This is a genomic window from Agrobacterium sp. 5Ca39 (genome assembly GCF_055382365.1).
In genome coordinates this window covers 497,623-521,071 of sequence record NZ_AP026437.1, presented here as the reverse complement: position 1 = coordinate 521,071, position 23,449 = coordinate 497,623, and the positions used below count along the sequence as shown (strand labels likewise).

Genomic DNA, 23,449 nt, shown 5'->3' with positions numbered 1-23,449 from the left:
GCTTACTTCTCCGCGCCAGCGGTGAGTCCGCCGACCAAATAACGTTCCAGAAACAGATAGATTGCGATGATCGGCAACGCGATGAACACGGATGCAGCGGAAATGTCGTTCCAGTAGGTGACGTATTCGCCCTGCATCGTGGTGATGCCGAGATTGGCCGTCCAGTTGTCCGGCGAGTTGACGAGGAAGGTGCGGGCATAGGCGTAATCCGCCCAGCTGAGCACGAAGGCATAAAGTGCCGTGGCAGCAAGACCGGGTGTGGCGATCGGAAGTACGACCCGGACCATTGCACCGATCGGCGAGCAACCGTCGACCATCGCGGCCTGCTCCAGTTCCTTCGGAATGGTGTCGAAATAGCCTTTCAGCATCCATGTGGCGAAAGGAATGATCATGGTCGAATGCGCCAGCACCAGTGTCCAGAGGCTACCGATCAGACCGAAGCTGGAAAAGATCGAAAACAGCGGAATGACGAGCAGCGTTGCAGGAAGCATCTTCGCCGTCAGGACGAAGAGACCCATGGTCGCGCCGCCCCGCATGGAATAACGCGACAGAGCATAACCGGCGCTGACGGAGACGAGCATCGACAGCGCCACCGAGCCGACGGCCGCAAGCATCGAGTTCCACAGCCATAGCAGGATCGGCTTCGCCGCCCAGACCCTCGCGAAAATGTCCCATTGCGCATCATCCGGCCAGAAGGTCGGCGGCAGGCGGTACAGTTCATCGGTGGTGGAGAGCGCCGTGACCAGAAGCCAGTAGACGGGGAACAGGATCATCACCAGCGTGAAGATGACAGTCGCGTAAAGGGCAAGGCTCTGTAAAAATGTCCGTTTCATCAAAGCCTCCTCAATAGATCGATTTCGAACGCCGGCCGAGCATCAGAAGGCTCGCGACGATACAGATCACCAGTGTCAGCACGCCCACGGCGGCGGCGCGGCCGAAATTGTGATACTGGAAGGCCTGGTCATAGGTCATGATCGACAGGGTCTGGGTCGACCTCAGCGGTCCGCCACCGGTCAGAACCTTGATAATGGAAAAGTCGCGGAACACCCACAGAAGCGTCAGCACCAGCGTCACGCCCAGCACCGGCATCAAAAGCGGCATGGTGATCCAGCGGAAACGCTGCCAGACGCTCGCGCCATCCACCTTGGCGGCCGCGTAATAATCGGCGGGAATGGATTGCAGACCAGCGAGGCACATGATCGACACGAAAGGAAAACCCTTCCAGACCATGGTGATAGCGACAGCCCAGAAGGCGGCTGTCGAACTGCTCACCCACGGGATCATCTGGTCGGTGAAACCGAGCTTTATCGCCAGCCAGCCGAACAGGCCGAAGGAGGTGTCGAACATCCATGCGAAGATGACGACCGCGATGATTTCCGGCACCGCCCAGGGCAGCGCCATTCCCAGCCGCGCAACGGTTCGGCCCTTGAAGCGGTTATTGGCCAGAAGCGCCGTGCTGAGGCCAACGGCTACGCTGCCCGCGGTGACGACGACAACCAGCTTCAGCGTCACCCAGCAGGCGAGCCAGAATTCCGGCGATGAGAAAAGCCAGGTGTAATTGCTCAGTGAAAACGGCCGGCTTGCGCCACCGAGCCGCGGTATCTTGACCTGCTGGAAAGACAGGTCGATGGCCAGCACAAGCGGCCAGACGATGATGGCGGCAACCATCAGGACCGCGGGCGCGATCAGAATATAGCCGAGGAGATGTTGCCGGCTGGGACGCGCAAGATCAAAGAACTTGCGGCGCCCGGCCCGAGCGGGTGCGGTCATGGATGGTCCTCCTGCCGGATGCGGATGGTAACCACGGCCCGCCAGGCGGGCCATGGCAAAACGGGATCAGCCCTTGATGGCCTCGGCCTTGGCCTGCATGGTTTTTGCCACCTCCGCGGGATCGAGGTCCTGAATGATCATCCGCTGGCTTTCTTCCATCACCATCTTGCTGAATTCATTGTAGAAGAGCTCAAGTCCGGTCGGAATACGGTCGATACCCGCCTCGGATGCGGCCTTCATCGTCTCGATCAGTACCGGAAAATGCGGGATGGTCTTTTCGACACCCGAGACGTCGGCCTTGGGGCTTGGCGGGGTGTTGCCGCCAAGGGTGGCATAGCTGCGCTGGAACTCCGGCGACATCGTCAGCTTGATGAAATCCCAGACGAGCGCCTTCTGGTCGTCGGGAATATCGGCCGGCATGGCGAGCACGTTGGACGATCCTCCCAGCGGCGGATGAAGCGGGGGGGCCGCGTAAACGATGTCAGCCTTGGCTGAACCCTTCTCGGTGGTGCCGTAAAGCCAAGGCCCGTCGAGCCGCATCGCCATCTTGCCATCGGCAAAGAGCTTGCGCACGTCGCTGGCGCTCATGTCGACCGGGCTGATACCGCTCTTCATCACGGTTTTCCACCGGCTCAACCCCTCCACCATCTGTGGCGTGTCGATGGTTATGTTGCCATCCTTGTCGGTCCAGTATGCGCCGGCATCGAGGACATAGTTCAGCATCTCCGTCAGATACTGCCCTGGACCGCCCTTGGTCTCGTGACCGGTCCCGAACTGGTCGATGATACCGTCACCGTTCAGATCCTTGGTGGTGGCTTTTGCGGCCGCCAGAAACTCGTCATAGGTCTTCGGAACCGCGACGCCCGCCTCATCCAGGATCTTCTTGTTATAAGCCATGACGAAGCCGAAGTAGTTCGTCATGATGCATACGGTCTCACCGTTCCATTCGCATTTCTGCTGACCGGCCCAGCCGGTCATGTCGATGCCGTCCTTCTTAAGCCACGGGTCGAGCGGCTCCAGCCAGCCGCTGTCGGCGAACATCTGGAACTCGAAGGATGCGAGATGCACGATCTGCGGCGGCTGGTTGGCAGCGAAAAGCGTGGTCATCGTATCCGCGTAGGAGCTGCGTTCCGCCTTGGTGAACTCGATCTTCACGCCGGGATGCTGCTTCTCGAAGGCGGCGATTGCCGAACGCCACCATTCACCCGTTCCCGCGTCATCCGTTTGCCAGGAAATGAATTTTAGGACGGTATCGGCCATGGCAGGGGCAACGGCGCTCATCGTCATCAAAACGGCGGTCGCCGTACCCAGCGCCAGCTTCTTCATTCTTTTGGTCATGGTTTCCTCCTCCAAAGAACCAAATCAGATACGTTCAATAAGGGCGAGCGCCGCCTCCGACGGTCTTACGCCCAGTCCCGGACCCGACGGCAGGTGATACCTGCCTTCGCGGCAATCCATATCGCCCTCCAGCAGGCGGCGGTTCGGCTCGAAAATCGAATGCTGGAATTCGTGCCCCTTCAGCGTCGGCAACGTCGACGATGCCTGCAGGCTGGCGGCAAGGAATATGCCGGCGCCAATGGTAGCGTGCGGTATGACGTCGATGCCGTGTTCGGCTGCGAGAGCGCCGATACGGATGAAATTGGTGATACCCTTATGGCCCATTTCCGGCTGCACGATCGCAATACGGCAGCGTTCGATGCGGGCGCGCATATCCCAATGGGTGCGCCATTCCTCGCCCACCGCGATCGGCACGTCGGTATTCTTCGAAACCTTTTCCAGCCCGGCAATGTCCTCCGTCCAGACGGGCGCCTCGGCGAACCATGGATCGAATGGCTGCATTTCTGCGATGAGCTCCAGCGCTCGCTCCGGTGTCTGGTTCCAGTGCATATCGGCGGCGATCTTCGCCTGCGGGCCGAGCACCTGCCGGAGATTGGCAAGTTCCGCCGCCGGCCCATCATCTGCAACGGGCGTGGCGAATTTAAAGGCGTCGAAGCCACGATCCTGCCAGTATTTCGCCAGTTCTCCACGCGCCTTCAGCGTCTTCTCCGGCAGGCCGGAAACATAGGCCGAAAAATTGTCCACGCCGCCACCCAGCAGGTCTCGAATGGATTTTCCGGCTTCCTGTCCGGCAATATCCCAGAGGGCGATATCGATTGCAGCAAGCGCATCCACGTAAAAGCCACCGGTATAACCGCGCACGCGCATCATATCGTAAAGATCGTCGTAGATCGCCGATGGATCGGATGCATCGCGGCCGATCACGAAACCGGCCAGCAGGTCGTTGATGAGAGCCGCCACCGCACCGGGCGCAACGATGCCATAGGTCTCACCCCAGCCGACGGTGCCGGCTTCCGTCGTCATTCGCAGAAGCACGCTGCGGTCGAAGGTTGGATAGACCGTGCGGTTGCCCTTTCTGACGATGTATCCATTGGGATTGACCACTTCACCTTCCCGCAGCGCCCCGAGATAGGGAACCTTGCGTGGCTGGGTCAGCGTGAAGACTTCGATTGTTGCAACTGGGCTGTTCATGCGGCCTCCGGGGCGACAAGGCCGAGCTCGACGAGGTTGGCGTCGATATCGGCAATCGCCGCCTTGTCGAGTTCCGGGGTGGGCGCGCGGACACCGAGACCCTCGATCACCCCACGGCGGGCCAGCACGTACTTGGTCAGCCGCATGCGATAAACCGCCTGCAGAACCAGAAGCGGAAGAGTGCGGACATAGATTTTCCGGGCCTCATCCTGACGGCCTGCGCGGAGAGCGCGATCTATTGCCACGTGTTCCTCGACGATCTCCAGCGCCGGCATGGCAGCGGTCGCGCCACGCGCATATTCATCCAGAATGTAACGGGCGCCGCCGCCGCCGATGATACCCTTCAATGTTGAGGGCGTATGGGCGATGATATGGCTGATGGCGGGACCGGCCGGCAGCGTTTCTTCCTTGACGTAGGTGACCTGCGGCAGAGACCGGACGATCTCGACAATCGCTTCCGGCGACAGATCAGACCCGCGCGGCGCAGGCGCGTTCTGCAGGATGATTTCAACCCCGGGCAGCGCCTCGACAACCTTACCCAGAAACTCGATCAGCGCCGGCGCATCCGTCCCGACCGATTTTGGCGGCTGAACCATCAGGTGGCGAATACCGAGATCAGATGCGGCGCGGCCATGTTCAACCACGTCTCTCCAGTCTGCCGCGCTCGCGCCCGCCACGACCGGCACCCGGCCGGCAACAGCATCAACAACGATCTTCAGCAGCGACGCACGCTCTGCAGCATCCAAAGTCTCAACCTCACTGGCAAAACCCGGAAACACCACACCATCCACGCCTTTTTCGAGCGCGAAGGTCACCAGTCGCTCCATACCCGCTTCGTCAATACCGCCATCCGCCAGAAAAGGCGTTGGCAAAACGGGCAAAATTCCCTTCAGGCCAGCCACCATCTTACTCCTCCCAATTAAGTATCATATATTGATACCTTGAATTCACTAATTGACACTACATAGACTTGAGCCCTATGACAAGCCCCCAGATGAAATGAACGAGGAGGTTCAGGGAAATGGCAGCACGGGCGACATCGATCATCGTCGATTGGGGAACGACATCATTGCGAGCGGCGCTTGTCGGTAGCGACGGGGCGGAACTTGAACATCTGGAAACCGCCGACGGCATTTCGAGCCTTGCCGAAGGGCAACATGAGCCTGCCCTCATGAGCGCACTCGCCCCCTGGTTTTCAAAACACGGCGCTCTGCCCGTGGCCGCGCTCGGCATGATCACCAGCCGCAACGGCTGGGTCGAGGTGGCCTATGTGCCCTGCCCGGCGGGACCGGCGGAACTTGCCGCCGGCACGGTGCGCAGGACGTTGCCCAATGAGTCCGACCTTGTATTCCTGCCCGGCCTGAATGACCCCGGCCGCCAGCCGTTTCCGGATGTCATGCGCGGCGAGGAAACCCAGATCGTCGGCCACGGCCTTACGGAAGACGCCACCCTCATCATCCCCGGAACACACAGCAAATGGGCACGGGTGAAGGCAGGGCGGATCGATGGTTTCCAGACATTCGTGACCGGTGAAATCTTCAACCTACTCATCAATCACTCCTTCATCGCGCGCGGTTCCGCACAGCCGCCGGTCGACGATCCGGAGGCATACCTGTGGGGTTTGAAAGAGGCCAAAAAATCCGCAGCCATGCTGTCGCTGCTGTTTTCCGCACGCACCGGCGGGCTCGCCGGCAAACTGTCGGCACAGCAGCTGCGGTCTTATGTCCGTGGGCTGGTCATCGGACAGGAATTTCGGCAGGCCCGCGATGCGGGATGGTACGCACAGGGAGACGATGCGGCGATTGTGGGCAATGATGGGCTCAACGATCTCTATCTGATTGCCGCTGGCGTATTTGGCCTCAGAATATCAATGGGCGATGACGACGCGTTGACGAAGGGAGCCCTGGCGGTTCTGCAGAAGACGCTTTCCTGAATGGAAACGCCGGCTGGACACCTGGTGTCCGGCCTTCACAATACCAGGGACCAACATGTACGATTACCCGGCCAGCATCGGCACCAGCCGCCACGAAAACGATATCCTCACCATCCTGACGCGCCTTCAGCGACTCGGGCTGCCGGTGGACCCGATTGCCTTTTATGGCTCCTCATCTTTCCGGATATGGAACTCCATCGCCGAGGATCTGGGCACGCTCGACATCGTCAATCTCGGCTTTGGCGGCGGCACCTGCCTCTCGGCCGTTCACTACATGGAAAAACTCCTGCTGCCGCTGAGACCCCGGAGAGTGGCGCTCTATTTCGGCGAGAACGACATAGCCAGCGATGGCTTAAAGGCGGCCACGGCGCTGCAACATCTGCAGGCGCTCAGACAGCGCATCCTGCAGGCGCTGCCGCAGACGCAGGTTTTTGTTCTGGCCATCAAGCACAGCCCCGCGCGCTGGATTTATCGTGGCGAATTCGACCTTTTCAACCGCATGGCGCAGGACTGGTGCGAAAACTCCAACGACGCCGTCTGGCTGGACCCGAATGCCGGCCTTATGGGGGAAAACGGCCTGCCGATGTTCCGCTATTATCTTCCCGATCTGGTTCACCTTAACACCGCAGGTTACGCGGTCTGGGCGGAAGCACTTCGGAAGACGCCGGCGCTTCTCGCCTGATTTTCAGGAAAGAAGCCCGGCATCGACATGCTACCGCATCGCCTGGGCGGATTCGATTGAGTCCGCCAGTATTTCCAGCCCGAGGTCGATCTCGGCATCGGATACGGTGAGCGCCGGCGCAATGCGGAAAACACCGCCCATGCCGGGCAGTTTGACGATGTTCATGCTGAGCCCTCGCAGCATCGCCTCCTGCATGATGCGGGCGCCGAGCTCGAAACCGGGCGCTTTCGTATGCCTGTCGGCCACGACCTCAAGCCCCAGCAGAAGCCCGCGGCCGCGCACGTCGCCGACACATTCGAACCGCTGTTGAAGTGAAAGAAGGCCTTCCTTCAGGCGGTTGCCACGGGCGATTGCCTGCTCGACAAGGCCATCGCGGGCCACCACGTCGAGAACCGTAACGCCGACAGCCGCAGGCAACGGATCCGACACGTGGGTCGTATAGAAGAGAAAACCTCTCTCAAAGGCTTTCTGCTCCACCTCCTCGCTGGTCATTACCGCGGCGAGCGGGAGGCCGGCCCCCAGCGTTTTTGACAGCGTCATGATGTCGGGTGTAACGCCATCCCGCTGAAAGGCGAACATGTGCCCGGTCCTTCCGACCCCGGTCTGGGCTTCATCGAGGATGAGCAGCATGCCGCGCTCGACACACTTCTTCTTGAGCGCAGCAAGATAGCCGACGGGCAATTCGAGGATGCCACCGCTCGACAGAATTGGTTCGGCAATGAAGGCGGCAAGGTTGCCGGTGGACTGGCGGTCTATCAGTTCGAAGGCGTCATCAAGCTCCGCCTTCCAGTCATTCGATCCATCAGAATTCGTGAATCGCGGACGATAGGCGTTCGGTGCGGGGATGACGAGCGAGCCAGCCGTTGCAGGGCCATAGCCCCTGCGGCCGGCGCTATAGGTCGCGGAAGCCGCTGCGCCGGTCATTCCGTGCCAGCTCTGGGCGAAAGCGACGATCTCGTGACCACCGGTGACGAGCTTCGCCATACGGATGGCCGCCTCGTTGGATTCGGCGCCCGTAGTCAGCAATTGTACCCGGTCGAGACCCGGCGCGAGAGCTGCCAGCCTCGCCGCGAGCTCGACCACGGGACGGGACAACATCCCGGAAAACAGATGCGCAACCGACGCCATCTGCCGGTTGACGGTGGCGACGATGTCGGGATGGGTGTGCCCGAGCAGGGCGCTCATCTGGCCGGAGGTGAAATCGAGGATGGCACGGTCATCCGCATCATAAACGAAACTCCCCTCGGCCCGCTCAACAATGATCTCCTCGAAGGCAGGCCCATAACGGGTGAGATGTCTGTTGGCCGCCGCCCAGAAGGCCGGCTCCTCATTCAACGATGTGAAGTTCTTCGAAAGATCGTCCATGCCGCGGTTCCCTGTGTTTGATTTTGCCGGACGATAACAGGCTCTTGCAGCGGCAGTCCAATTGATAGTATTTCAAGCGGATATAGATAATTTTGATATCGCCATGCTTGATCTCACACTTCTGAAGAACTTTGTCACCGTTGCCCGCGCAGGCTCCATCAGCACCGCAGCGACGCAGGTGGGGCGCACGCAATCGGCGCTCAGCACACAGATGCAGCGGCTGGAAGAACAGGTGGGGCAACCGTTGCTGCAACGAACCGGTGCGGGCGTACGGGTGACGGCGGCGGGCGAAAAACTGCTGGCCCATGCCAGTACCCTGCTGGCCCGTCATGACGAAATCCTCGCCGACATGAACGGCGCCACGGTCCAGGGCACGGTTAGCCTCGGATGTCCCGAAGATTACTCCATCGCCTTTCTTCCCGAATTGCTCAGGGGCTTCTGCGCCACCTATCCGGAAGTCGATTTGCGTATGGTCTGCGCGCCGACGATAGAGTTGCGCCCTCTCCTTCAGCGCCGTCAGATCGACATGGCGCTGGTTTCGCGCTCGGAACCGGATCACTCCGAGGTTCTTCGAAGGGAAAGCTTCGTCTGGGTGGCCGACAGGCCGGACACGGAACTTCTTGCCAAGGATGTGCTGCCGCTCGCTCTTTCGGCGCCAGCGACGCTGGATCATCGCGCGGCGTGCAACGCCATGGAAACAGCCAATCGCCGCTACAGGATCGCCTTTGCCAGCAACAGCCTTGCGGGTCTCATCGCAATTGCGCGATCCGGCCATGCCATCAGCGTGCTCACGAGAACCGCTGTTCCACCGGATCTGCATGTCGTTAAAAGCTGGCTGCCTCCGCTGCCGACAATCGGCATAGCAATCGAATGCTCCGGCCCGCAGAGCTCCCCGGCGGCCAGGGCTTTGGGTGATCACATCCGTGCCGTTCTTCCAGGGTTGACCCCTTGAAACATTCCACCCAAGGCCACCGCATTCGCGCGGCTTTTGGATGAACGCAATACAGTTTTGCCCCAGAACCAAAAGAGGCCCGTTGTTCTTTTCAAACAACGAGCCTCTATCGTGCCGCTTGGCGGAGCGACCGGAGACAAATTCGCCTCCTGCACATGAACCTCAGGTGAACGGCCACCTTTAACAAAGCCCGAGAAACCACCCGTAAGAATCCGGCGTAACGGCAGGCCGGATCGTTGAGATAATTCCGACAGAGCTTGGAATTGCGTCGAGGGATCACTTCGGATCAAGACCCGCTCAACGAAAACGTGTATCCAGCGATCAGGGCAGCCATTTGGTCAAACCTTCGGACGCCCCTTCCGGGTGCACATGGGCAGGCGACCATCTGCGGCAGAAATATCTCATGGGGTTGATGGCTATGGGGCCAGCATTGGACATGCCGAGGGACCGGTGATGGAAACAAGACGAAACCGCGTCATCACGACTGGAATAATTCTGGGGCTTCTCGGCGCGATGATACCGATCGCCACCATGGCCTACGCGTCATGGATCATCGCGGTCAGGAAGGACCAGAACATTTTGAAGACGCTTGCCGATCAGGCTATTCAACGGGCGTCGGACACGTTCCGGGACGCAGAGAATGCGCTCGATGAGGTGGAAGCTGCCCGCTTGCCTTCCTGTTCCAACGACCACATAGAACTGATGCGCAGACTGACGATAAATGCACCCTCAGTGGAAGAAATCGGATATTTCGAAAACGGCGTCCTGAAATGCACCTCCTGGGGAGCCACCCAGGAAACGATACGCCAATCGCCGATCGATTTTACGACCGGTCAGGGATTAGAGGTGGCTATTCGCGTGGAGCCAAGCGCCAGCCGCGGCACACGGATGATCGCCCTTCACCACGGCGCGCACGGCGCACTTGTCAAACCCTCGCGTTTTGTCGACATCCTCATGGACGACAGCATGTCCCTCGCTCTTACGAACGACCGGGGCATTTTGATAAATGAACTGAATGCACCTGACCGCGCCCTGGTGCCGGCACCGCTCGGCAAGCCCGAAAAGGGCATGACGGAAGACACCATCTATGCTGTCAGCCGCCATGACGATCTGGTGGCGATTGCGATGGAGCCACGTTCCAACGTCGCAGAGCAGGTGCGGCGTGAACGGATCTTGTTTCTTCCCGCCGGGGCAATTGTCGCGGCCTTTGTGGTCGGCATCGTGGCATGGTTGTCGAAGAGGCGCCTGTCGCCACTCGCGGAGCTCGAGATAGCCGTTCGCAAACGGGAATTCATCGTTCATTACCAGCCGATCGTGGAATTGAAGACGGGCATCTGCGTGGGGGCGGAAGCGCTGGTGCGATGGAGGCGGCCGGACGGTACGCTTGTCCGCCCCGACCTGTTTATCCCCCTGGCGGAAGAAAGCGGCCTGATCATGCCGATCACCGATCAGGTCATCGACGCCGTCATTGCCGATCTTCGCAAGGTGCTTGTCGAGGACCGGACCCTACACATCGCCATTAATCTCTGCGCCGACGATATCAAGTCTGGGCGTGTTCTCGCGGTCATCGCCAGCAAGCTTCAGCATACGGACATCCGGCCCGAGCAGATCTGGCTTGAGGCCACCGAGCGCGGCTTCATCGACATCAACGCGGCAAAGGTCACCCTTGCCGAGGCGCGCCAGCGCGGCCATTCGGTGGCGATCGACGATTTCGGAACCGGCTACTCCAGCCTTCAATATTTGCAGGGCCTTCCCCTGGACGCGTTGAAGATAGACAAATCCTTTGTCGACACGGTGGGCAAAGATACCGCAACGAGTTCGGTCACATCACACATCATCGGCATGGCGAAAGCGCTTGGCCTGTTCACCGTGGCAGAAGGTATCGAGGCGGAAGACCAGCGGGACTATCTGGAAGGTCAGGGTGTGGATTTCGGTCAAGGATGGCTGTTTGCGAAAGCGCTTTCCGCCAGCGAATTCCTTGCCTACCATCGTCACACGAAGCAGAAACACGGCGCCTCTCCCGAAATCATCAAGGCGGCGGGCAAATAGGACATGGTCGTGTGCGAGGTCGAAACCCGGGCTGGCAGGCAACACAGGTTGAAACTGCAATATCTCAAAAAGAGACCTCCCCAAAAGCATCTTGGAGGAGGCCAGTTGGGGAGGTCGTCCACGGTGACCAAGCCAAGGGCAGTTTCGGAGCGCTTGGCCACACAGCCCATCGGACGGGCCGCTCTCGAACCGGGCACTGCGGCAATTGTTCCCTGACAGGCGTTTTTTGACTTCATGCGCATCCCATGGGCAGCAATTGATACCCCTGAGAGAAAAGCGCGAACCTCAGCCGGCGGGAACATCATCTGGCGAGGCGAGTTAGGGGCGGTTCAACAACAGGAGAAACGCGATGCCCCGCGGCGACAAATCGTCCTACACGGACAAGCAGAAGCGCAAGGCCGAACATATCGAAGAAGGATATGAGGATCGTGGCGTACCCGAAAAAGAGGCCGAACGCAGGGCCTGGGCTACTGTGAACAAGGAGAGCGGCGGTGGCAAGAAATCCGGCGCCGGCCGCGGACATGCGGAAAACCACGCGCCATCGAAAAAGGGTGGCCGCAAGGGCGGCGAGGCCGCGGCTGCGAGACCCAAGGCCGAACGGTCCGCCTCCGCCAAGAAGGCTGCGGCCACCCGCAAGCGCAATGAACAGCATGCACAGCATTGAACCGTAAACCGATCGTGTGTTCGCCAACCAGAGGCCCTGATGACGTCCAGGACGTCATGACATCCGATGCGTGCAACATGAATGCCGGGGAAACCGTTCAGGAGGCGTGCGTGGCTGAGCAATCAGCCAAGGGCGGTCACCTGCCTTACCAACCGGCACCGTTCAGTCTCCGTCGGTTTCAGCGTTCTCTCCGCCCCGCATCATCGTCAGCAGCGGTTCGCGCGCGATGTTTTCTTCGATCCGCAGATGGCCAGAGGTTTGCGGTAGAGCCTTCTTGAAGTTTGCTGCGTAATCCTTCGGCATTTTCGGTGGCATCATCGGTTCGTATCTATCGACATTGGCTTGGATAATGACCGGTCCCTCCACTGCGAATGCCTCGTCAAGAAGCCGCTCGATCTCATCAAATGTGGAGATCGTGAAACCTCTTCCCCCCATCGCATCTGCCGCCGCGGCAAAGTTGATCGGCGCGAGTTCGCAGGCGAATTGCGGGTGGCCGAGGAACATCATCTGCTCCCAGGCGATCTGGTTCAACATTCCATTGCATATGACCAGGATCCTGAGCGGCAGGCGATGCCGCACGGCGGTGGAAAATTCGCCCAGTTGCATTGCAAGGCCGCCATCGCCCACAACCGCATGCACATGCCGGCCGGGACACGCCAGTCCTGCGGCAATGGCATAGGGCAAACCGGAGGCCATCGAGGCGAGTGCACCCGAAACGGAAAAGGCGTTTGTGGTCCTAAGATCGATGTGGCGCGCCGCCAACTCGGTATTCTGGCCTGAGTCGGTCACGAGCATTGCGTCCGAACGCATGCGTCGCCCGAAGGCGTGAGCCACCGCCTGTGGCTTCAATGGGTGCGAGCGGTCCGAGGTCAGAAGCGCCATCTGCTCACGCCACCCGCGCATCTGGTCCTGTGCGGCTTCAAGAAAAGACCGGTCGCCCTTTTTGTCCAGCATGGCGTTCAGGCGGCGCAATATGTCGCCCGCATCGCCCACAAGGCCACACTGCACCGGATGACGAAGCCCAATGCGTTGCGGGTCGAGATCGATCTGGACTGCCTTGACTGCCCGGGGATCAGGGTAAAATTCGATATAGGGAAAAGTCGATCCGACAATCAGCAACGTGTCGCAGTTTTTCATGATTTCCTGGGATGGTGCAGTGCCCAGGATACCGATACCGCCGGTGGTGTATGGGTCGTCATCATCCAAGGCCGCCTTGCCGAGAAGCGCCTTCGCCACCGGTGCGCCCAGCAGTTCCGCGCTTTGCTTCAGCTGGTCGCGCGCTTCGACAGCACCGCGCCCGGCCAGGATAGCCACCCTTTTTCCGCCGTTGAGCAAGCCGGCGGCCTCTCGGACAAGAGAGTCAGCGGGTTCGTGGCGGTAAGAGAACCATTCATTCGGAACGTGCCTCGGCAGGTTTCGCCGGGATCGGCCTTCCTCTTCTGCCGGCTTCTCCTGCGTGTCGTTGGCGACCGAAAGATGCGCTACACCGCGGCGGGCGAGAGCGGTCCGGCAGGCAAGGCTGGCGACATTTTCCATATGTGCCGCGTCGCTGACAACAGTATTGTAGACGCTGACATCTTCAAAGACCCGTGTCAGGTCAACATCCTGCTGCGTAAAGGTTTCGACTAGGTCATGATATTGCATCCCGGTGATCGCAAGGACAGGAACCTGATCGAGTTTGGCATCATAGAGGCCTGTCAGCAGATTGGTGCCGCCGGGTCCCGAGGTAGCGAGACAGACCCCCAGCTTTCCCGTCCATTTGGCGTAGGCCGTCGCCATGAAGGCCGCAGACTGCTCATGCCGGGTCTGGATAAACCTTACGGCGTCCTGACGCTTGCGCAGCGCTTCCATCACGCCATTGATACCATCGCCCGGAAGACCGAAGACGGTATCGACGTTCCATTCGATCAATGTCTCCACCAGAATATCGGCTGCTGTGGTCATTGTCCGTTCCTCGCTCCTGTCGCACCCCGCCGATTGCCGTCGGGATGCTCATTTTCCAAGAGAGTCGTATTCGGCTCCACGATACGACGCTGTCGGGGCCATCGCCGCGGCCGAAGCGAGCCCCAAGGCAGCAAACCCGTCACCCAGGCACGCGCCCCTCCACACGGCTTGCCACCGGGTTCAGATGATCGGCTTGCCGCCGGTCACGGCTATGGTTGCGCCGGACACATAGCTCGAAAGAGGATCAGCCAGCATGACATAGGTTGTCGCCAATTCGGCTGGCTGTCCTGGGCGCTTCATCGGCACCTGCTTGCCAAACTCGGCTACTTTTTCCGCGGGCATGGTGGAGGGTATGAGGGGTGTCCAGATCGGACCGGGCGCGACCGCATTCGCCCGGATGCCTTTTTCCGCCAGCAGCTGCGCCAGGCCAGCCGTAAAATTCTGGATCGCGCCCTTCGTGGTCGCATAAGCAAGGAGAGTCGGATTGGGACTGTCGGAATTGACGGAGGCGGTGTTGATGATTGCCGCTCCGGCCTTCATATGTGGAACGGCTGCCTTCGTCAGATAGAACATTGCGTGGATATTGACGGCAAAAGTCATCTCCCACTCGTCGTCACTGATGTCTTCTATTTCGGTGAAGGTGTTCTGATGGGCCGCGTTGTTGACGAGGATGTCGATGCCGCCCAGTTCCGTACGGGCCTTTTCGACAATCTGGCGGCAATGGGAGGATGACTGGATGTCGCCCGCCACCAGAACCGCCCTGCGTCCGGCTTCCTCTACCAGACGCCTCGTTTCTTCAGCGTCATCGTGTTCGTCGAGATACGCTATCAATATATCGGCGCCCTCGCGCGCATAAGCGATGGCGACTGCCCGCCCGATACCGCTATCGCCACCGGTAATGATCGCCTTTTTTCCCTCCAGTCGGCCAGACCCTACATAGGTCTTTTCACCGTGATCAGGAACAGGTGACATCTCATTGGTACGGCCTGGGATTTTCTGTTGCTGTTCTGGAAAAGGGGGCTGCGGGTAACCGGTCATGGAGCTTTCCTGTCTTTCACAAAATAAACAAAGAAATCCCCGCGGCGCGCGCGGGGATCTTTCGGCTATCGGTAGTCACTAGGAGTTTTTATGGCTCTGCTGGCCGGCCTTTACATGCTGCTCATGCGTGCCGCCGCGGGTTTTGCCGTTGTCACCGCCGCCGGAGGCCGATGCAGACTGCGAACGCTTATCGCTGCCTTTATGGCTCTGCTGGCCTGCTTTCACGTGCTGTTCGTGCGTACCACCCTGATTTGCCATGGTATGTCTCCTCATGTTGGTGATTTATCACTCGCGCGCCTCATGGCCCGCACCAGTCGAACTGCGCGGCCCGAAAGGAGTTCCGAGATTTAACATTTCGTGAGGACGTATTTCACGGACCGGCGTGGAACGCTGGCTCGTGGCCCTTGAGCTTTTGGCCCAGATGGTCGGCAAGCCGCATGGCAAGCGCTACGGCCGACAAGGTGGGATTGGCGTGCCCGCCCGTTGGGAACACGCAGCTCCCGGCGACATAGAGATTGGCGATACCGTGGACCTTGCAGTCACTATCGACCACGCCCGCATCGGCTGTTGCAGCCATCCGGGTCAAGCCGATCTGATGGAACCCGTCATAGGCCTGAACATGAAGAGCCTGCCTCCGCTCTGAAGAGGGGTGTAGAAAGTCGAGCTTCCCTACCCCATTTTCCCGCAGCCACTGATCCAGAAAAGCATGGGATTTTTCGATCGACTCCAGATCTTCCTCGCTGACCCGGTAGTCTATCGCAACAGCGGCGGGCCGATCCTCCACGCCGGCGGGAGCCGGCAGAACCGTGCTGGCGTGATCAGGTATCTGCTCTGCGTGATAACGCAGGAGATAGCGCCGTGCCGGATTCACGAGCGGTTTATTGCGATCGCGGCGGCGGAGGAGCTGGCCGACTGTGGCCTGCAGATCGCGAAAAGCCGTCAATGTAGGGACCAGATTCCGGAAATGCTCGCGATAACGAACGCCTGTGCTCAGGCGGGACCCTGCGGCCTTGCCCTTGGCCAGCAGACCATAAAGTCCGGTTAATTGCAGGGCGAGAAAGAGGGCGGAAAGACCGGCAGAATGGTGAATCGCGTTCGATATGGAGATGGTATCGAGCCAGAAGACAGAATTGAGCAGACCCAGACGCTGCTGGACATCGCCTGAAAGCTGGAACCTTCGACGGAAAATTCCACCGGAAGGCGCTCTTTGAAAAGACAGCTGTTCCACCGTGGCGTCATTCTCAAGCTCGATCACGGCAATATAACCGGTAAGATGGCCTTGATAATAATGCCCGAGCGTCGGAGAAATACGCTCGGGCTGTTTCTTGCGTAGTTCGTGAAGCAAGCGGACATTGCCCACGCCGCCGCAGGCCAGCACAAGCGTCGTTACCGGAACGCGCATGTCGCCATGCCCGTTGCTGAGCCGGACATCCGTAACCGCCCCCGTGGCGTCGACATCGATTGTCGTTGCGGATGTATCCGAAAGAAAATGTATCAAACGGGATTTTTCAATTCGCTCCCGGCATGTCACGCCAAGGTCCGGCTGGCTGCTCCACCACTCGATAGAGTCAAGATGGACATCTCCCGCCGGTGAAGCACCGACGCCCGGCGACAGAGCCGAAGCCCTGACATTCAGAAAGTGCAGGGCATCGGCATAATAGCGGCTTATACTCTCATGACCGATCGGCCACCCGGAATTGGGAACATGCACACGCTCGAGAAAGTCAATGTCATCGAACGGCACGCAACGCCCGCCCCACAGTGACGTGGTCCCGCCAAGCCCTCCTGCCGTTGAAGAAGCCAGAGGCGCATGGTGGTGGTTTGTAATGCTGGCAAGCCGTCCATCATGGCCATTTCGGCCCGCCTCCATCAGCAGAACACTTACGCCCTGCCTTTCGAGGGCAAAGGCAAGCGCGAGCCCGACCGGCCCCGCCCCAATAACGCAAACCTGAAACGATATCGAAGACGCGCCCGGATTGTATTCGACCATCACCCCTCGCTTCCACGGATCATTTTCACACTAACGGATGGTGGGGGGTGCCTTGCAATGCCAAGTTTTCACCGTTCACTTCGCGCCACTCGCCCCCCCGGGCGGGAGCGCCGTACAGGCTAGCCAGAGAGCTCGCCGGACGCAGACCCGAGTGCAAGAGAAGAGCTTATGCGGCAGCGGCTTCGGAACCATGCAGATGAAGAGCAATTTCAAAGCCTCGCCGTTCCAGCCAACGGGCCACGACCCGGGCGCGAGCTTCCAGCAGCTTATCTACGGCAACGGTGCGAGCGGCATCATTCACCGGCAACACACATGTCTGCCGCTGAGTTTCCGAAACGAAGCCAGCGTTAACCGTCGCCCCGCGCTCAGCCCGCGCAGAAGTTTTTCTTGACATCGTGATTGCTAACTGGGGCAGCCCCCCCTTTCCACCGACTTGGGCGAAAGACAGTGCGGGGCGATTTCTCTTTCAATTTCAAACGGTCACGTTCCTCACACCCCACGTAAATCGCCCAAAGAATTATCAAAATCGCGACACGCGAAATCTTTAGGCACACCCGCTTGCGAAATCGAAAACTTCGTGATTGTATAGACAACTTGAGGGCAGCAATAGAGGGTGGTCAAAAACCCCGGCTACAGAGGATTGTGTGCGTGATAACGTTCGATCAGGTCAGCAAGCATTATCGTGGCGCGACAACGGCTGTAGACAGGTTGTCGCTCACCGCGCCGACAGGAAAATTGACCATTTTCGTTGGCCCCTCAGGCTGCGGCAAGACCACATCGCTGCGCATGATCAACCAGCTGATCACGCCTTCGTCCGGGTCGATCCTTCTTGACGGCGAACCCACGGAAAAGATGGACGTAGCGCTGCTGCGGCGTCGGATAGGGTACGTCATCCAGAACGCTGGTCTCTTTCCCCATCGAACGGTGGTGCAGAATATCGCGACGACAGCGCGCCTGAACGGCACCCCCAAGCAGCAGGCGCTTCGCACCGCGCACGATCTGCTGGAGCGCGTAGGACTGTCGGCTGCCTTTGCCGATCGGTATCCGTGGCAGCTATCCGGTGGACAGCAACAGCGTGTTGGCGTTGCCCGGGCTTTGGCGTCGGATCCGAAATTCATGTTGATGGACGAGCCCTTCAGTGCGGTCGATCCGGTCGTTCGCGCGCAGTTACAGGATGAATTCCTGCGTCTTCAGCGCGAAATCGGCAAAACCATCATCATGGTGACACATGATATCGACGAGGCACTGAAGCTTGGGGACCAGGTGGCGGTGCTGCGCACCGGCGGTACGCTGGCGCAAATTGCCACGCCACAGGAGTTGCTTGCGCGGCCGGCGGATGAATTCGTCGCAGACTTCATCGGCCGCGATCGCGGCTACCGGATCCTCGGTTTCGCCGAGTTCAAGGAAGGCATTTCTCTTGGCAAGGAGCCGACGGCGCCCCTCGGCACCAGTCCCGAGTCACTCCGTCAGATTGCCACAGACCGTTGGGTCCTGATAACCGACGCCGCAAATCGTCCGCTCGGCTGGGTGGACGTTGAAAGCACCGGAAATACCGTGCGCGAAGGCGACCTTAATCTCAGCGGGACCCTCGCTGTCAAGGGGAGCAGCCTGCGCCACGTCCTCGACGCGGCGCTCAGTTCACCTTCAGGCCGGGGCGTTATTGTGAGGCCGTCCGGCGAACTCGTTGGCACTGTGACCTTGCCTGATGTTGTGGCCGCGATTGAGGCCGCGCGCAACGGCCGTCAGGGGACGAGGTCATGAGGTTCGACTGGTTATACCGCGAATCCGGCCGCATCGCCGAACTGTTCGCCTGGCACGTATGGCTTTCCGTCATCCCCGTTGTGATCGGACTCATCCTGGCGCTGCCCCTCGGATGGCTCGCGCAGCGGGCAGGTCTTTTTCGCTCCGCAATGCTCGGCGCAGCCGGGCTGCTTTACACCATTCCTTCGCTGGCGCTGTTCGTCCTTCTGCCGCTCGTGTTGGGTACACGCATCCTCGATCCTCTGAACGTCGTCGTCGCACTGACGATCTATGCGCTGGCTCTTCTGGTGCGAACCGTCAGCGACGGACTGGAGTCGGTGTCGCCGGATGTTGTCCAGGCCGCAAATGCCATGGGGTATCGCCCCATGCACCGTCTGCTCTTCGTCGAACTTCCCCTCGCCGTTCCCGTGATTGCAGCGGGCCTGCGCGTAGCCGTGGTTTCGAATGTCAGCATCGTCTCGGTCGCGGCGCTCGTGGGGACACCCCAGCTCGGCCTGCTTTTCACACAGGGACTGCAACTGCGCTTTCTGACACCGATCATTGCAGGCATTATCCTGTGTATTGTTCTGGCGGTCCTTCTGGATGGCATTGTGCTTTTCATCGCGCGTCGTCTCACACCGTGGCAGGCTGGAGGTGCTGAAAGATGATCGACTGGTTTTCAAACCCGGCACACTGGACCGGCAATGACGGTGTCTTCGCGCTTATTGTGCAGCACCTGGTGTATAGTTCCATCGCCCTCTTTTTTGCGTGCCTGATCGGCCTGCCGGTCGGCCTCTATGTCGGACACACCGGCCGTGGCGTTTTCCTGATCGCCGGTCTCGCCAATGCCTTACGTGCACTTCCGAGCCTTGGCCTGATCGTTCTGCTGGTAATCCTGTTCGGACCCGTCTTTTCGTCAGACATGGCCTTTATTCTCCCCAGCATCGTCGTTCTGGTGCTTCTGGCGGTGCCGCCCATCATGAATGGCACATATGCCGGCGTTGCGGCGGTTGATCCGGCCGCGGTCGATGCGGCGCGCGGCATGGGCAAACGCCCGCTCGACATTCTCTTCGACGTGGAACTGCCATGCGCACTGCCGCTGATCTTTTCCGGTCTGCGCAGCGCGACATTGCAAATCATTTCAACCGCAACGATCGCCGCTTACGTGTCACTCGGCGGACTGGGCCGCTTGATCATCGATGGGCGGGCGCAAAACGACTATTATCAGATGGCAGCGGGCGCCGTGCTTGTTGGCGCTCTGGCGCTGGCCGTCGACCTGACGATAGGCATCATCTCGAAGCTGACGATCTCACCCGGACTGACGCGCCGCCATTAGGCGCGACATGCCCGAAAGACCGACGCATTTTCACCCAGTAAAAAACAAGAGGAGCAGCTGCATGGCATTCAGGATTTTAAAAGTCGCTGGCGCATTGGCCTTCATGGCGCTTTCGGCGACCACATCGTTTGGCCAGACCGACCCGCTGGGCGCGGCCCCGGCGGCGCGGACGGACACCTCGACCATCATCGTCGGCTCTGCCGACTTCCCCGAAAGCCAGCTTCTGGCGACCATCTACGCCAAGGCGCTTGCTGCAAAGGGCATCAAGGTGGAGACGAAACTCAGCATCGGCAGCCGTGAGGTCTACATCCCCGCCCTGCTCGACGGCTCGATCGATCTCCTGCCCGAATATGCGGGTGCGACGCTGAGCTATCTCGACAAAAACGCCACGGCGCACGCACCGGCGGACGTGGCGGCTGCGCTCAAGGCCGCTCTGCCAAAGGGCGTGTCGATGCTGACGCCATCTGAAGCACAGGACTCGGACGGCGTCGCCGTGACACGCGCAACCGCCGAGAAATACAAGCTGAAGACAATTGCCGATCTGGCACCGGTCGCCTCAGAATTGGTGCTCGGCGGTCCGCCGGAATGGAAAACCCGTAAAGAAGGCATCATCGGCCTCAAGGACATTTACGGCCTGGAGTTCAAGTCCTTCAAGTCGCTCGATGTCGGCGGTCCCTTGACGCTGTCTGCGCTGGTGAACGATCAGGTGCAGGCGGCAAACCTTTTCTCGACGGATCCCGCCATTGCCGCCAATGATCTCATCATTCTTGAAGATGTGAAGAACCTCTTCCCGGCACAGAACATCGTCCCGGTTATCGCGACACCAAAGGTCAGCGATGTCGTGACAACGACGCTCAACGCCGTATCCGCAGCCTTGACCACCAAGGATCTCATCGTCATGAACGGTCGACTGGCCAATCATGACAGCTTCGACGTCGTCGCCGAAGAGTGGCTCACGGCTCACAAGTTGAACTGATCATCATTTGCGGGTATGGCACACCCATACCCGCATACATGCATTTCCCTATGTCAGACGCCGAGATTTCGGGCTGTGACGACCAAGCGACTTGGAACCCATGCACACGGTAAAGAAACAGGTCGAAAATCGGCAGGATGAAGCGGCAATTTCCCCGCCGCTTTACGTCAAACTCAAGGACTACGTTCGCAGCCGCGTCGAAACGGGCGAATGGTCGATCGGCCAGCGTGTACCATCGGAGAATGAACTGGTGGACATGCTCGGTGTCAGCCGCATGACCGCCAACCGGGCGCTGCGCGAACTCGCGGACGAAGGATTTCTGGTTCGTGTCCGAGGCAAAGGCTCGTTCGTTGCAAGTAAAAAGCGAACGTCCCAATTCCAAAGTGTTCCCAATATTGCCGACGAGATCAACCAGAATGGCGGCATTCATACGGCAAAGATCGTTCTGCTTCGCATGGAGACATGCGATGCCGAACTCGCCGAAGCGCTCTCTGTCGATGTGGGCGCGACGGTTGCTCATTCGATTATCGTCCACGCGGAAGATTCCGTCCCGATGCAGATCGAAGATCGTTTCGTAAACCACGGGATCGTCCCGGATTACGTCAATCAGGACTTCAGCACCAGAACGCCGAACGGCTATCTCACCGCCGTGGCACCGATCATCAGGGCTGAACAACATATCGAGGCCGTTACGGCGCAGCCGTGGGAATGCAAGCTTTTGGCGATCTCCAAAGCAGAGCCCTGCCTTCTGGTGCGACGCCGGACATGGTCTGACGTTGGCGTCATCTCGTCGGTGCGCCTGCTCTATCCCGGAAGCCGCTACCGCCTGTACAGCACCTGATACACAGGCAGGCGTACAAGCCGGATCAGTCAATGGCAACACAATGTCGTCGTCTTCCGTCTAGACGGCGTTCCCCGAGGAGAACCTCATGACGGTCATGCTGGACAAGGCCCTGAGCTGGCACGATGTCGCCCTTGTGAGCCAAGGCGATCATCTCGTCCTTTCGGACGAAGCCTACCGGCGGATCGAAAGGGCAAGCCGAATTGTCGACGGCATCGTTGAAAACGGTATCCGTGCCTATGGCGTCAACACCGGTGTTGGCGCTCTGGCTGACACGGTGGTCGATCGCGCTGCCCAGGGAAAGCTTTCCCGCAGTATCGTTCTCAGTCACGCCTGCGGCGTCGGCCCATTGCTTGGCCGTCACGAGGTACGCGCAATCATTGCCTCACAAATAGCCAATTTCGCCCATGGTTACTCCGGTGTCCGCAGGAAGATCGTTGCCCATCTGACGAGGTTCCTGGAATGCGACTGTATCCCTGATGTGCCCTCAAAAGGGTCAGCCGGATATTTGATACATAATGCCCATATTGCGCTCGTGTTGATTGGCGAAGGCAGGGCAAAGCTCGGTGGCAAATCATTCAGCGGTCGGGACGCTTTGGCGGAAATGGGCCTTCAACCGCTAGTTCTTGGCGCCAAGGAAGGTTTGAGCCTCGTCAATGGCACGTCATGTGCGACGGGCCTCTCCAGTGTCGCTCTGGCACGCGCAGCACGGCTGCTTGATTGGGCGGATGCCATTGCCGCGCTGACGCTGGAAGCGGTCGGTTGCCAGATGTCGGCCTTCGGAGAAGCCGTGCTCTCGCTACGCTCCTCACTGGGCATGGCAACGGTGGGAAAAGCCCTCAGGACGCGTCTTGAAGGCAGCGGTCTCATCGAAGCGTCGTTTGGCAAGCGTACACAGGATGCCCTCAGCCTGCGCGCCATTCCCCACGCGCATGGCGCGGCACGCGATGTGTTCGATAGCTGCGCGACCATCATCGACCGAGAACTGGCCTCCGTGACAGACAATCCGGCGCTCGCCGGGTCACCGGAAGAGCCCATCGTATGGTCGCAGGCTCACGCGGTGGCCCCGGCCCTTGGACAGGCAGCCGATAGTCTTGCCATCGCACTCTCCCAGATCGCGGCGATGAGCGAACGGCGGATTGACAGGCTCGTCAACCCTCTGGTGAGCGGGCTTCCTCCATTTCTCGCTTCCGATCCCGGCAGCCATTCCGGTTTCATGATCGCGCAATATACCGCAGCTGCGCTGTCCAACGAAAACCGGCGCCTTGCGGCGCCCGCTTCCACCGATGGCGGGCTGACCTCCGCTCTGCAGGAAGACTTCCTGGCCCATCCAACCGCCGCCGCCAACAAGCTCCTCGCAATTATCGAAAATGCCGAATATATCCTGTCGATAGAATGGATGGCGGCGACACAGGCGCATGATTTCATTCAATCCGTTGCGGCAAGGGCGCCCGGTACCGACGCGCTCTACGGCCTGCTCCGCACCCATGTCGCCCCTTACTCGGATGACCGGCCGCCCTCGGCGGACATCGAGGCTATCCGATCCCTTATGTCGCAAAACACGCCGCCAAACTGATATCAGGCGGCGCTACAGGCACATGCAAAACCGATTGACGGCTACACTGTTTCCAGCTTCTCCG

At 59.7% G+C, this 23,449-nt stretch carries 22 protein-coding genes and 1 pseudogene; 12 read left to right on the top strand and 11 right to left on the bottom strand.

Annotated elements, in window-relative coordinates:
- Positions 1-2: 2 nt before the first annotated feature.
- From ACZ47E_RS16205 to ACZ47E_RS16185, 5 genes are all read right to left on the bottom strand, one after another.
- Positions 3-833, bottom strand: a complete 831-nt coding sequence (locus ACZ47E_RS16205) for a carbohydrate ABC transporter permease (protein ID WP_004438176.1) — start codon at positions 831-833, stop codon at positions 3-5.
- A gap of 10 nt (positions 834-843) precedes the next feature.
- Positions 844-1,770 carry a carbohydrate ABC transporter permease gene (locus ACZ47E_RS16200; protein ID WP_006698684.1) on the bottom strand — a complete coding sequence of 309 codons (927 nt, stop codon included), beginning with the start codon at positions 1,768-1,770 and terminating at the stop codon, positions 844-846.
- 66 nt (positions 1,771-1,836) lie between these two features.
- A complete protein-coding gene (locus ACZ47E_RS16195; protein ID WP_004438170.1) occupies positions 1,837-3,108 on the bottom strand; it encodes an ABC transporter substrate-binding protein in 1,272 nt (423 codons plus the stop codon).
- A gap of 24 nt (positions 3,109-3,132) precedes the next feature.
- Positions 3,133-4,299: a mandelate racemase/muconate lactonizing enzyme family protein gene (locus tag ACZ47E_RS16190; protein ID WP_004438168.1), complete on the bottom strand. Its 1,167-nt coding sequence runs from the start codon at positions 4,297-4,299 to the stop codon at positions 3,133-3,135.
- Positions 4,296-5,204, bottom strand: a complete 909-nt coding sequence (locus tag ACZ47E_RS16185) for a dihydrodipicolinate synthase family protein (protein WP_464017024.1) — start codon at positions 5,202-5,204, stop codon at positions 4,296-4,298. The genes ACZ47E_RS16190 and ACZ47E_RS16185 overlap by 4 nt, the downstream gene beginning before the upstream one ends.
- Before the next feature lie 116 nt (positions 5,205-5,320).
- Between ACZ47E_RS16185 and ACZ47E_RS16180 the strand changes: the two genes are divergently transcribed.
- Entirely contained in the window at positions 5,321-6,232 is a 912-nt protein-coding gene (locus ACZ47E_RS16180) for a 2-dehydro-3-deoxygalactonokinase (RefSeq protein ID WP_464017023.1), read from the top strand.
- A 55-nt stretch (positions 6,233-6,287) separates the two neighbouring features.
- The gene (locus ACZ47E_RS16175; protein ID WP_464017022.1) at positions 6,288-6,914 is read left to right on the top strand and encodes a GDSL-type esterase/lipase family protein; all 627 of its coding nucleotides are present in this window, start codon (positions 6,288-6,290) and stop codon (positions 6,912-6,914) included.
- Positions 6,915-6,944: 30 nt separating this feature from the next.
- Here ACZ47E_RS16175 and ACZ47E_RS16170 read toward each other — a convergent pair whose 3' ends face one another.
- On the bottom strand, positions 6,945-8,279 hold the full coding sequence (locus ACZ47E_RS16170; RefSeq protein ID WP_006698689.1) for an aspartate aminotransferase family protein: 1,335 nt from the start codon (positions 8,277-8,279) through the stop codon (positions 6,945-6,947).
- 103 nt (positions 8,280-8,382) lie between these two features.
- On the opposite strand from ACZ47E_RS16170, the gene ACZ47E_RS16165 reads away from it, so the two are divergent.
- The 3 genes from ACZ47E_RS16165 (at position 8,383) to ACZ47E_RS16155 (ending at position 11,944) form a co-directional block, all read left to right on the top strand.
- Positions 8,383-9,231, top strand: coding sequence for a LysR family transcriptional regulator (locus ACZ47E_RS16165; protein WP_004438158.1), 849 nt, complete (start codon positions 8,383-8,385; stop codon positions 9,229-9,231).
- A gap of 453 nt (positions 9,232-9,684) precedes the next feature.
- Positions 9,685-11,280 carry an EAL domain-containing protein gene (locus tag ACZ47E_RS16160; protein ID WP_464017021.1) on the top strand — a complete coding sequence of 532 codons (1,596 nt, stop codon included), beginning with the start codon at positions 9,685-9,687 and terminating at the stop codon, positions 11,278-11,280.
- 349 nt (positions 11,281-11,629) lie between these two features.
- A complete protein-coding gene (locus tag ACZ47E_RS16155; RefSeq protein WP_006698691.1) occupies positions 11,630-11,944 on the top strand; it encodes a hypothetical protein in 315 nt (104 codons plus the stop codon).
- A gap of 162 nt (positions 11,945-12,106) precedes the next feature.
- Here the strand turns inward: ACZ47E_RS16155 and ACZ47E_RS16150 are convergent, their stop codons facing one another.
- The 5 genes and pseudogenes from ACZ47E_RS16150 to ACZ47E_RS16130 form a co-directional block, all read right to left on the bottom strand.
- Positions 12,107-13,888, bottom strand: a complete 1,782-nt coding sequence (locus tag ACZ47E_RS16150; protein WP_464017020.1) for a thiamine pyrophosphate-binding protein — start codon at positions 13,886-13,888, stop codon at positions 12,107-12,109.
- Positions 13,889-14,068: 180 nt separating this feature from the next.
- Positions 14,069-14,926 (bottom strand): SDR family oxidoreductase, encoded by an 858-nt coding sequence (locus ACZ47E_RS16145; RefSeq protein WP_034498416.1) that lies wholly within the window; start codon positions 14,924-14,926, stop codon positions 14,069-14,071.
- 78 nt (positions 14,927-15,004) lie between these two features.
- Positions 15,005-15,184, bottom strand: a complete 180-nt coding sequence (locus tag ACZ47E_RS16140) for a hypothetical protein (RefSeq protein ID WP_004438143.1) — start codon at positions 15,182-15,184, stop codon at positions 15,005-15,007.
- 112 nt (positions 15,185-15,296) lie between these two features.
- Positions 15,297-16,328, bottom strand: a complete 1,032-nt coding sequence (locus ACZ47E_RS16135; RefSeq protein ID WP_464017185.1) for a GMC oxidoreductase — start codon at positions 16,326-16,328, stop codon at positions 15,297-15,299.
- A gap of 438 nt (positions 16,329-16,766) precedes the next feature.
- Positions 16,767-16,916: pseudogene (locus tag ACZ47E_RS16130) on the bottom strand (FAD-dependent oxidoreductase); the annotation flags it as partial.
- 196 nt (positions 16,917-17,112) lie between these two features.
- On the opposite strand from ACZ47E_RS16130, the gene ACZ47E_RS16125 reads away from it, so the two are divergent.
- The 7 genes from ACZ47E_RS16125 (at position 17,113) to ACZ47E_RS16095 (ending at position 23,385) form a co-directional block, all read left to right on the top strand.
- On the top strand, positions 17,113-17,307 hold the full coding sequence (locus ACZ47E_RS16125) for a hypothetical protein (RefSeq protein WP_464017019.1): 195 nt from the start codon (positions 17,113-17,115) through the stop codon (positions 17,305-17,307).
- 257 nt (positions 17,308-17,564) lie between these two features.
- Positions 17,565-18,677 (top strand): ABC transporter ATP-binding protein, encoded by a 1,113-nt coding sequence (locus ACZ47E_RS16120; protein WP_464017018.1) that lies wholly within the window; start codon positions 17,565-17,567, stop codon positions 18,675-18,677.
- Positions 18,674-19,324, top strand: a complete 651-nt coding sequence (locus ACZ47E_RS16115) for an ABC transporter permease (protein WP_006698697.1) — start codon at positions 18,674-18,676, stop codon at positions 19,322-19,324. Before ACZ47E_RS16120 ends, ACZ47E_RS16115 begins: the two co-directional genes overlap by 4 nt.
- Positions 19,321-19,992, top strand: coding sequence for an ABC transporter permease (locus ACZ47E_RS16110; RefSeq protein WP_004438136.1), 672 nt, complete (start codon positions 19,321-19,323; stop codon positions 19,990-19,992). Before ACZ47E_RS16115 ends, ACZ47E_RS16110 begins: the two co-directional genes overlap by 4 nt.
- 61 nt (positions 19,993-20,053) lie before the next feature.
- Positions 20,054-20,968 carry an ABC transporter substrate-binding protein gene (locus tag ACZ47E_RS16105; protein WP_113344102.1) on the top strand — a complete coding sequence of 305 codons (915 nt, stop codon included), beginning with the start codon at positions 20,054-20,056 and terminating at the stop codon, positions 20,966-20,968.
- A gap of 100 nt (positions 20,969-21,068) precedes the next feature.
- On the top strand, positions 21,069-21,809 hold the full coding sequence (gene hutC, locus ACZ47E_RS16100; protein WP_034498429.1) for a histidine utilization repressor: 741 nt from the start codon (positions 21,069-21,071) through the stop codon (positions 21,807-21,809).
- 88 nt (positions 21,810-21,897) lie between these two features.
- On the top strand, positions 21,898-23,385 hold the full coding sequence (locus ACZ47E_RS16095; RefSeq protein ID WP_464017017.1) for an HAL/PAL/TAL family ammonia-lyase: 1,488 nt from the start codon (positions 21,898-21,900) through the stop codon (positions 23,383-23,385).
- The last annotated feature ends 64 nt before the right edge of the window (positions 23,386-23,449 follow it).

Bases quoted from the DNA above. Each gene is read 5' to 3' on its own strand.
- ACZ47E_RS16195 (WP_004438170.1), bottom strand. From the start codon at position 3,108: ATGACCAAAAGAATGAAGAAGCTGGCGCTGGGTACGGCGACCGCCGTT.
- ACZ47E_RS16180 (WP_464017023.1), top strand. From the start codon at position 5,321: ATGGCAGCACGGGCGACATCGATCATCGTCGATTGGGGAACGACATCA.
- ACZ47E_RS16200 (WP_006698684.1), bottom strand. From the start codon at position 1,770: ATGACCGCACCCGCTCGGGCCGGGCGCCGCAAGTTCTTTGATCTTGCG.
- ACZ47E_RS16110 (WP_004438136.1), top strand. From the start codon at position 19,321: ATGATCGACTGGTTTTCAAACCCGGCACACTGGACCGGCAATGACGGT.
- ACZ47E_RS16155 (WP_006698691.1), top strand. From the start codon at position 11,630: ATGCCCCGCGGCGACAAATCGTCCTACACGGACAAGCAGAAGCGCAAG.
- ACZ47E_RS16135 (WP_464017185.1), bottom strand. From the start codon at position 16,328: ATGCGCGTTCCGGTAACGACGCTTGTGCTGGCCTGCGGCGGCGTGGGC.
- ACZ47E_RS16190 (WP_004438168.1), bottom strand. From the start codon at position 4,299: ATGAACAGCCCAGTTGCAACAATCGAAGTCTTCACGCTGACCCAGCCA.
- ACZ47E_RS16145 (WP_034498416.1), bottom strand. From the start codon at position 14,926: ATGACCGGTTACCCGCAGCCCCCTTTTCCAGAACAGCAACAGAAAATC.
- ACZ47E_RS16205 (WP_004438176.1), bottom strand. From the start codon at position 833: ATGAAACGGACATTTTTACAGAGCCTTGCCCTTTACGCGACTGTCATC.
- ACZ47E_RS16125 (WP_464017019.1), top strand. From the start codon at position 17,113: ATGAAGAGCAATTTCAAAGCCTCGCCGTTCCAGCCAACGGGCCACGAC.
- ACZ47E_RS16095 (WP_464017017.1), top strand. From the start codon at position 21,898: ATGACGGTCATGCTGGACAAGGCCCTGAGCTGGCACGATGTCGCCCTT.
- ACZ47E_RS16150 (WP_464017020.1), bottom strand. From the start codon at position 13,888: ATGACCACAGCAGCCGATATTCTGGTGGAGACATTGATCGAATGGAAC.
- ACZ47E_RS16160 (WP_464017021.1), top strand. From the start codon at position 9,685: ATGGAAACAAGACGAAACCGCGTCATCACGACTGGAATAATTCTGGGG.
- ACZ47E_RS16140 (WP_004438143.1), bottom strand. From the start codon at position 15,184: ATGGCAAATCAGGGTGGTACGCACGAACAGCACGTGAAAGCAGGCCAG.
- ACZ47E_RS16115 (WP_006698697.1), top strand. From the start codon at position 18,674: ATGAGGTTCGACTGGTTATACCGCGAATCCGGCCGCATCGCCGAACTG.
- ACZ47E_RS16105 (WP_113344102.1), top strand. From the start codon at position 20,054: ATGGCATTCAGGATTTTAAAAGTCGCTGGCGCATTGGCCTTCATGGCG.
- ACZ47E_RS16165 (WP_004438158.1), top strand. From the start codon at position 8,383: ATGCTTGATCTCACACTTCTGAAGAACTTTGTCACCGTTGCCCGCGCA.
- ACZ47E_RS16185 (WP_464017024.1), bottom strand. From the start codon at position 5,204: ATGGTGGCTGGCCTGAAGGGAATTTTGCCCGTTTTGCCAACGCCTTTT.
- ACZ47E_RS16175 (WP_464017022.1), top strand. From the start codon at position 6,288: ATGTACGATTACCCGGCCAGCATCGGCACCAGCCGCCACGAAAACGAT.
- ACZ47E_RS16170 (WP_006698689.1), bottom strand. From the start codon at position 8,279: ATGGACGATCTTTCGAAGAACTTCACATCGTTGAATGAGGAGCCGGCC.
- hutC (WP_034498429.1), top strand. From the start codon at position 21,069: ATGCACACGGTAAAGAAACAGGTCGAAAATCGGCAGGATGAAGCGGCA.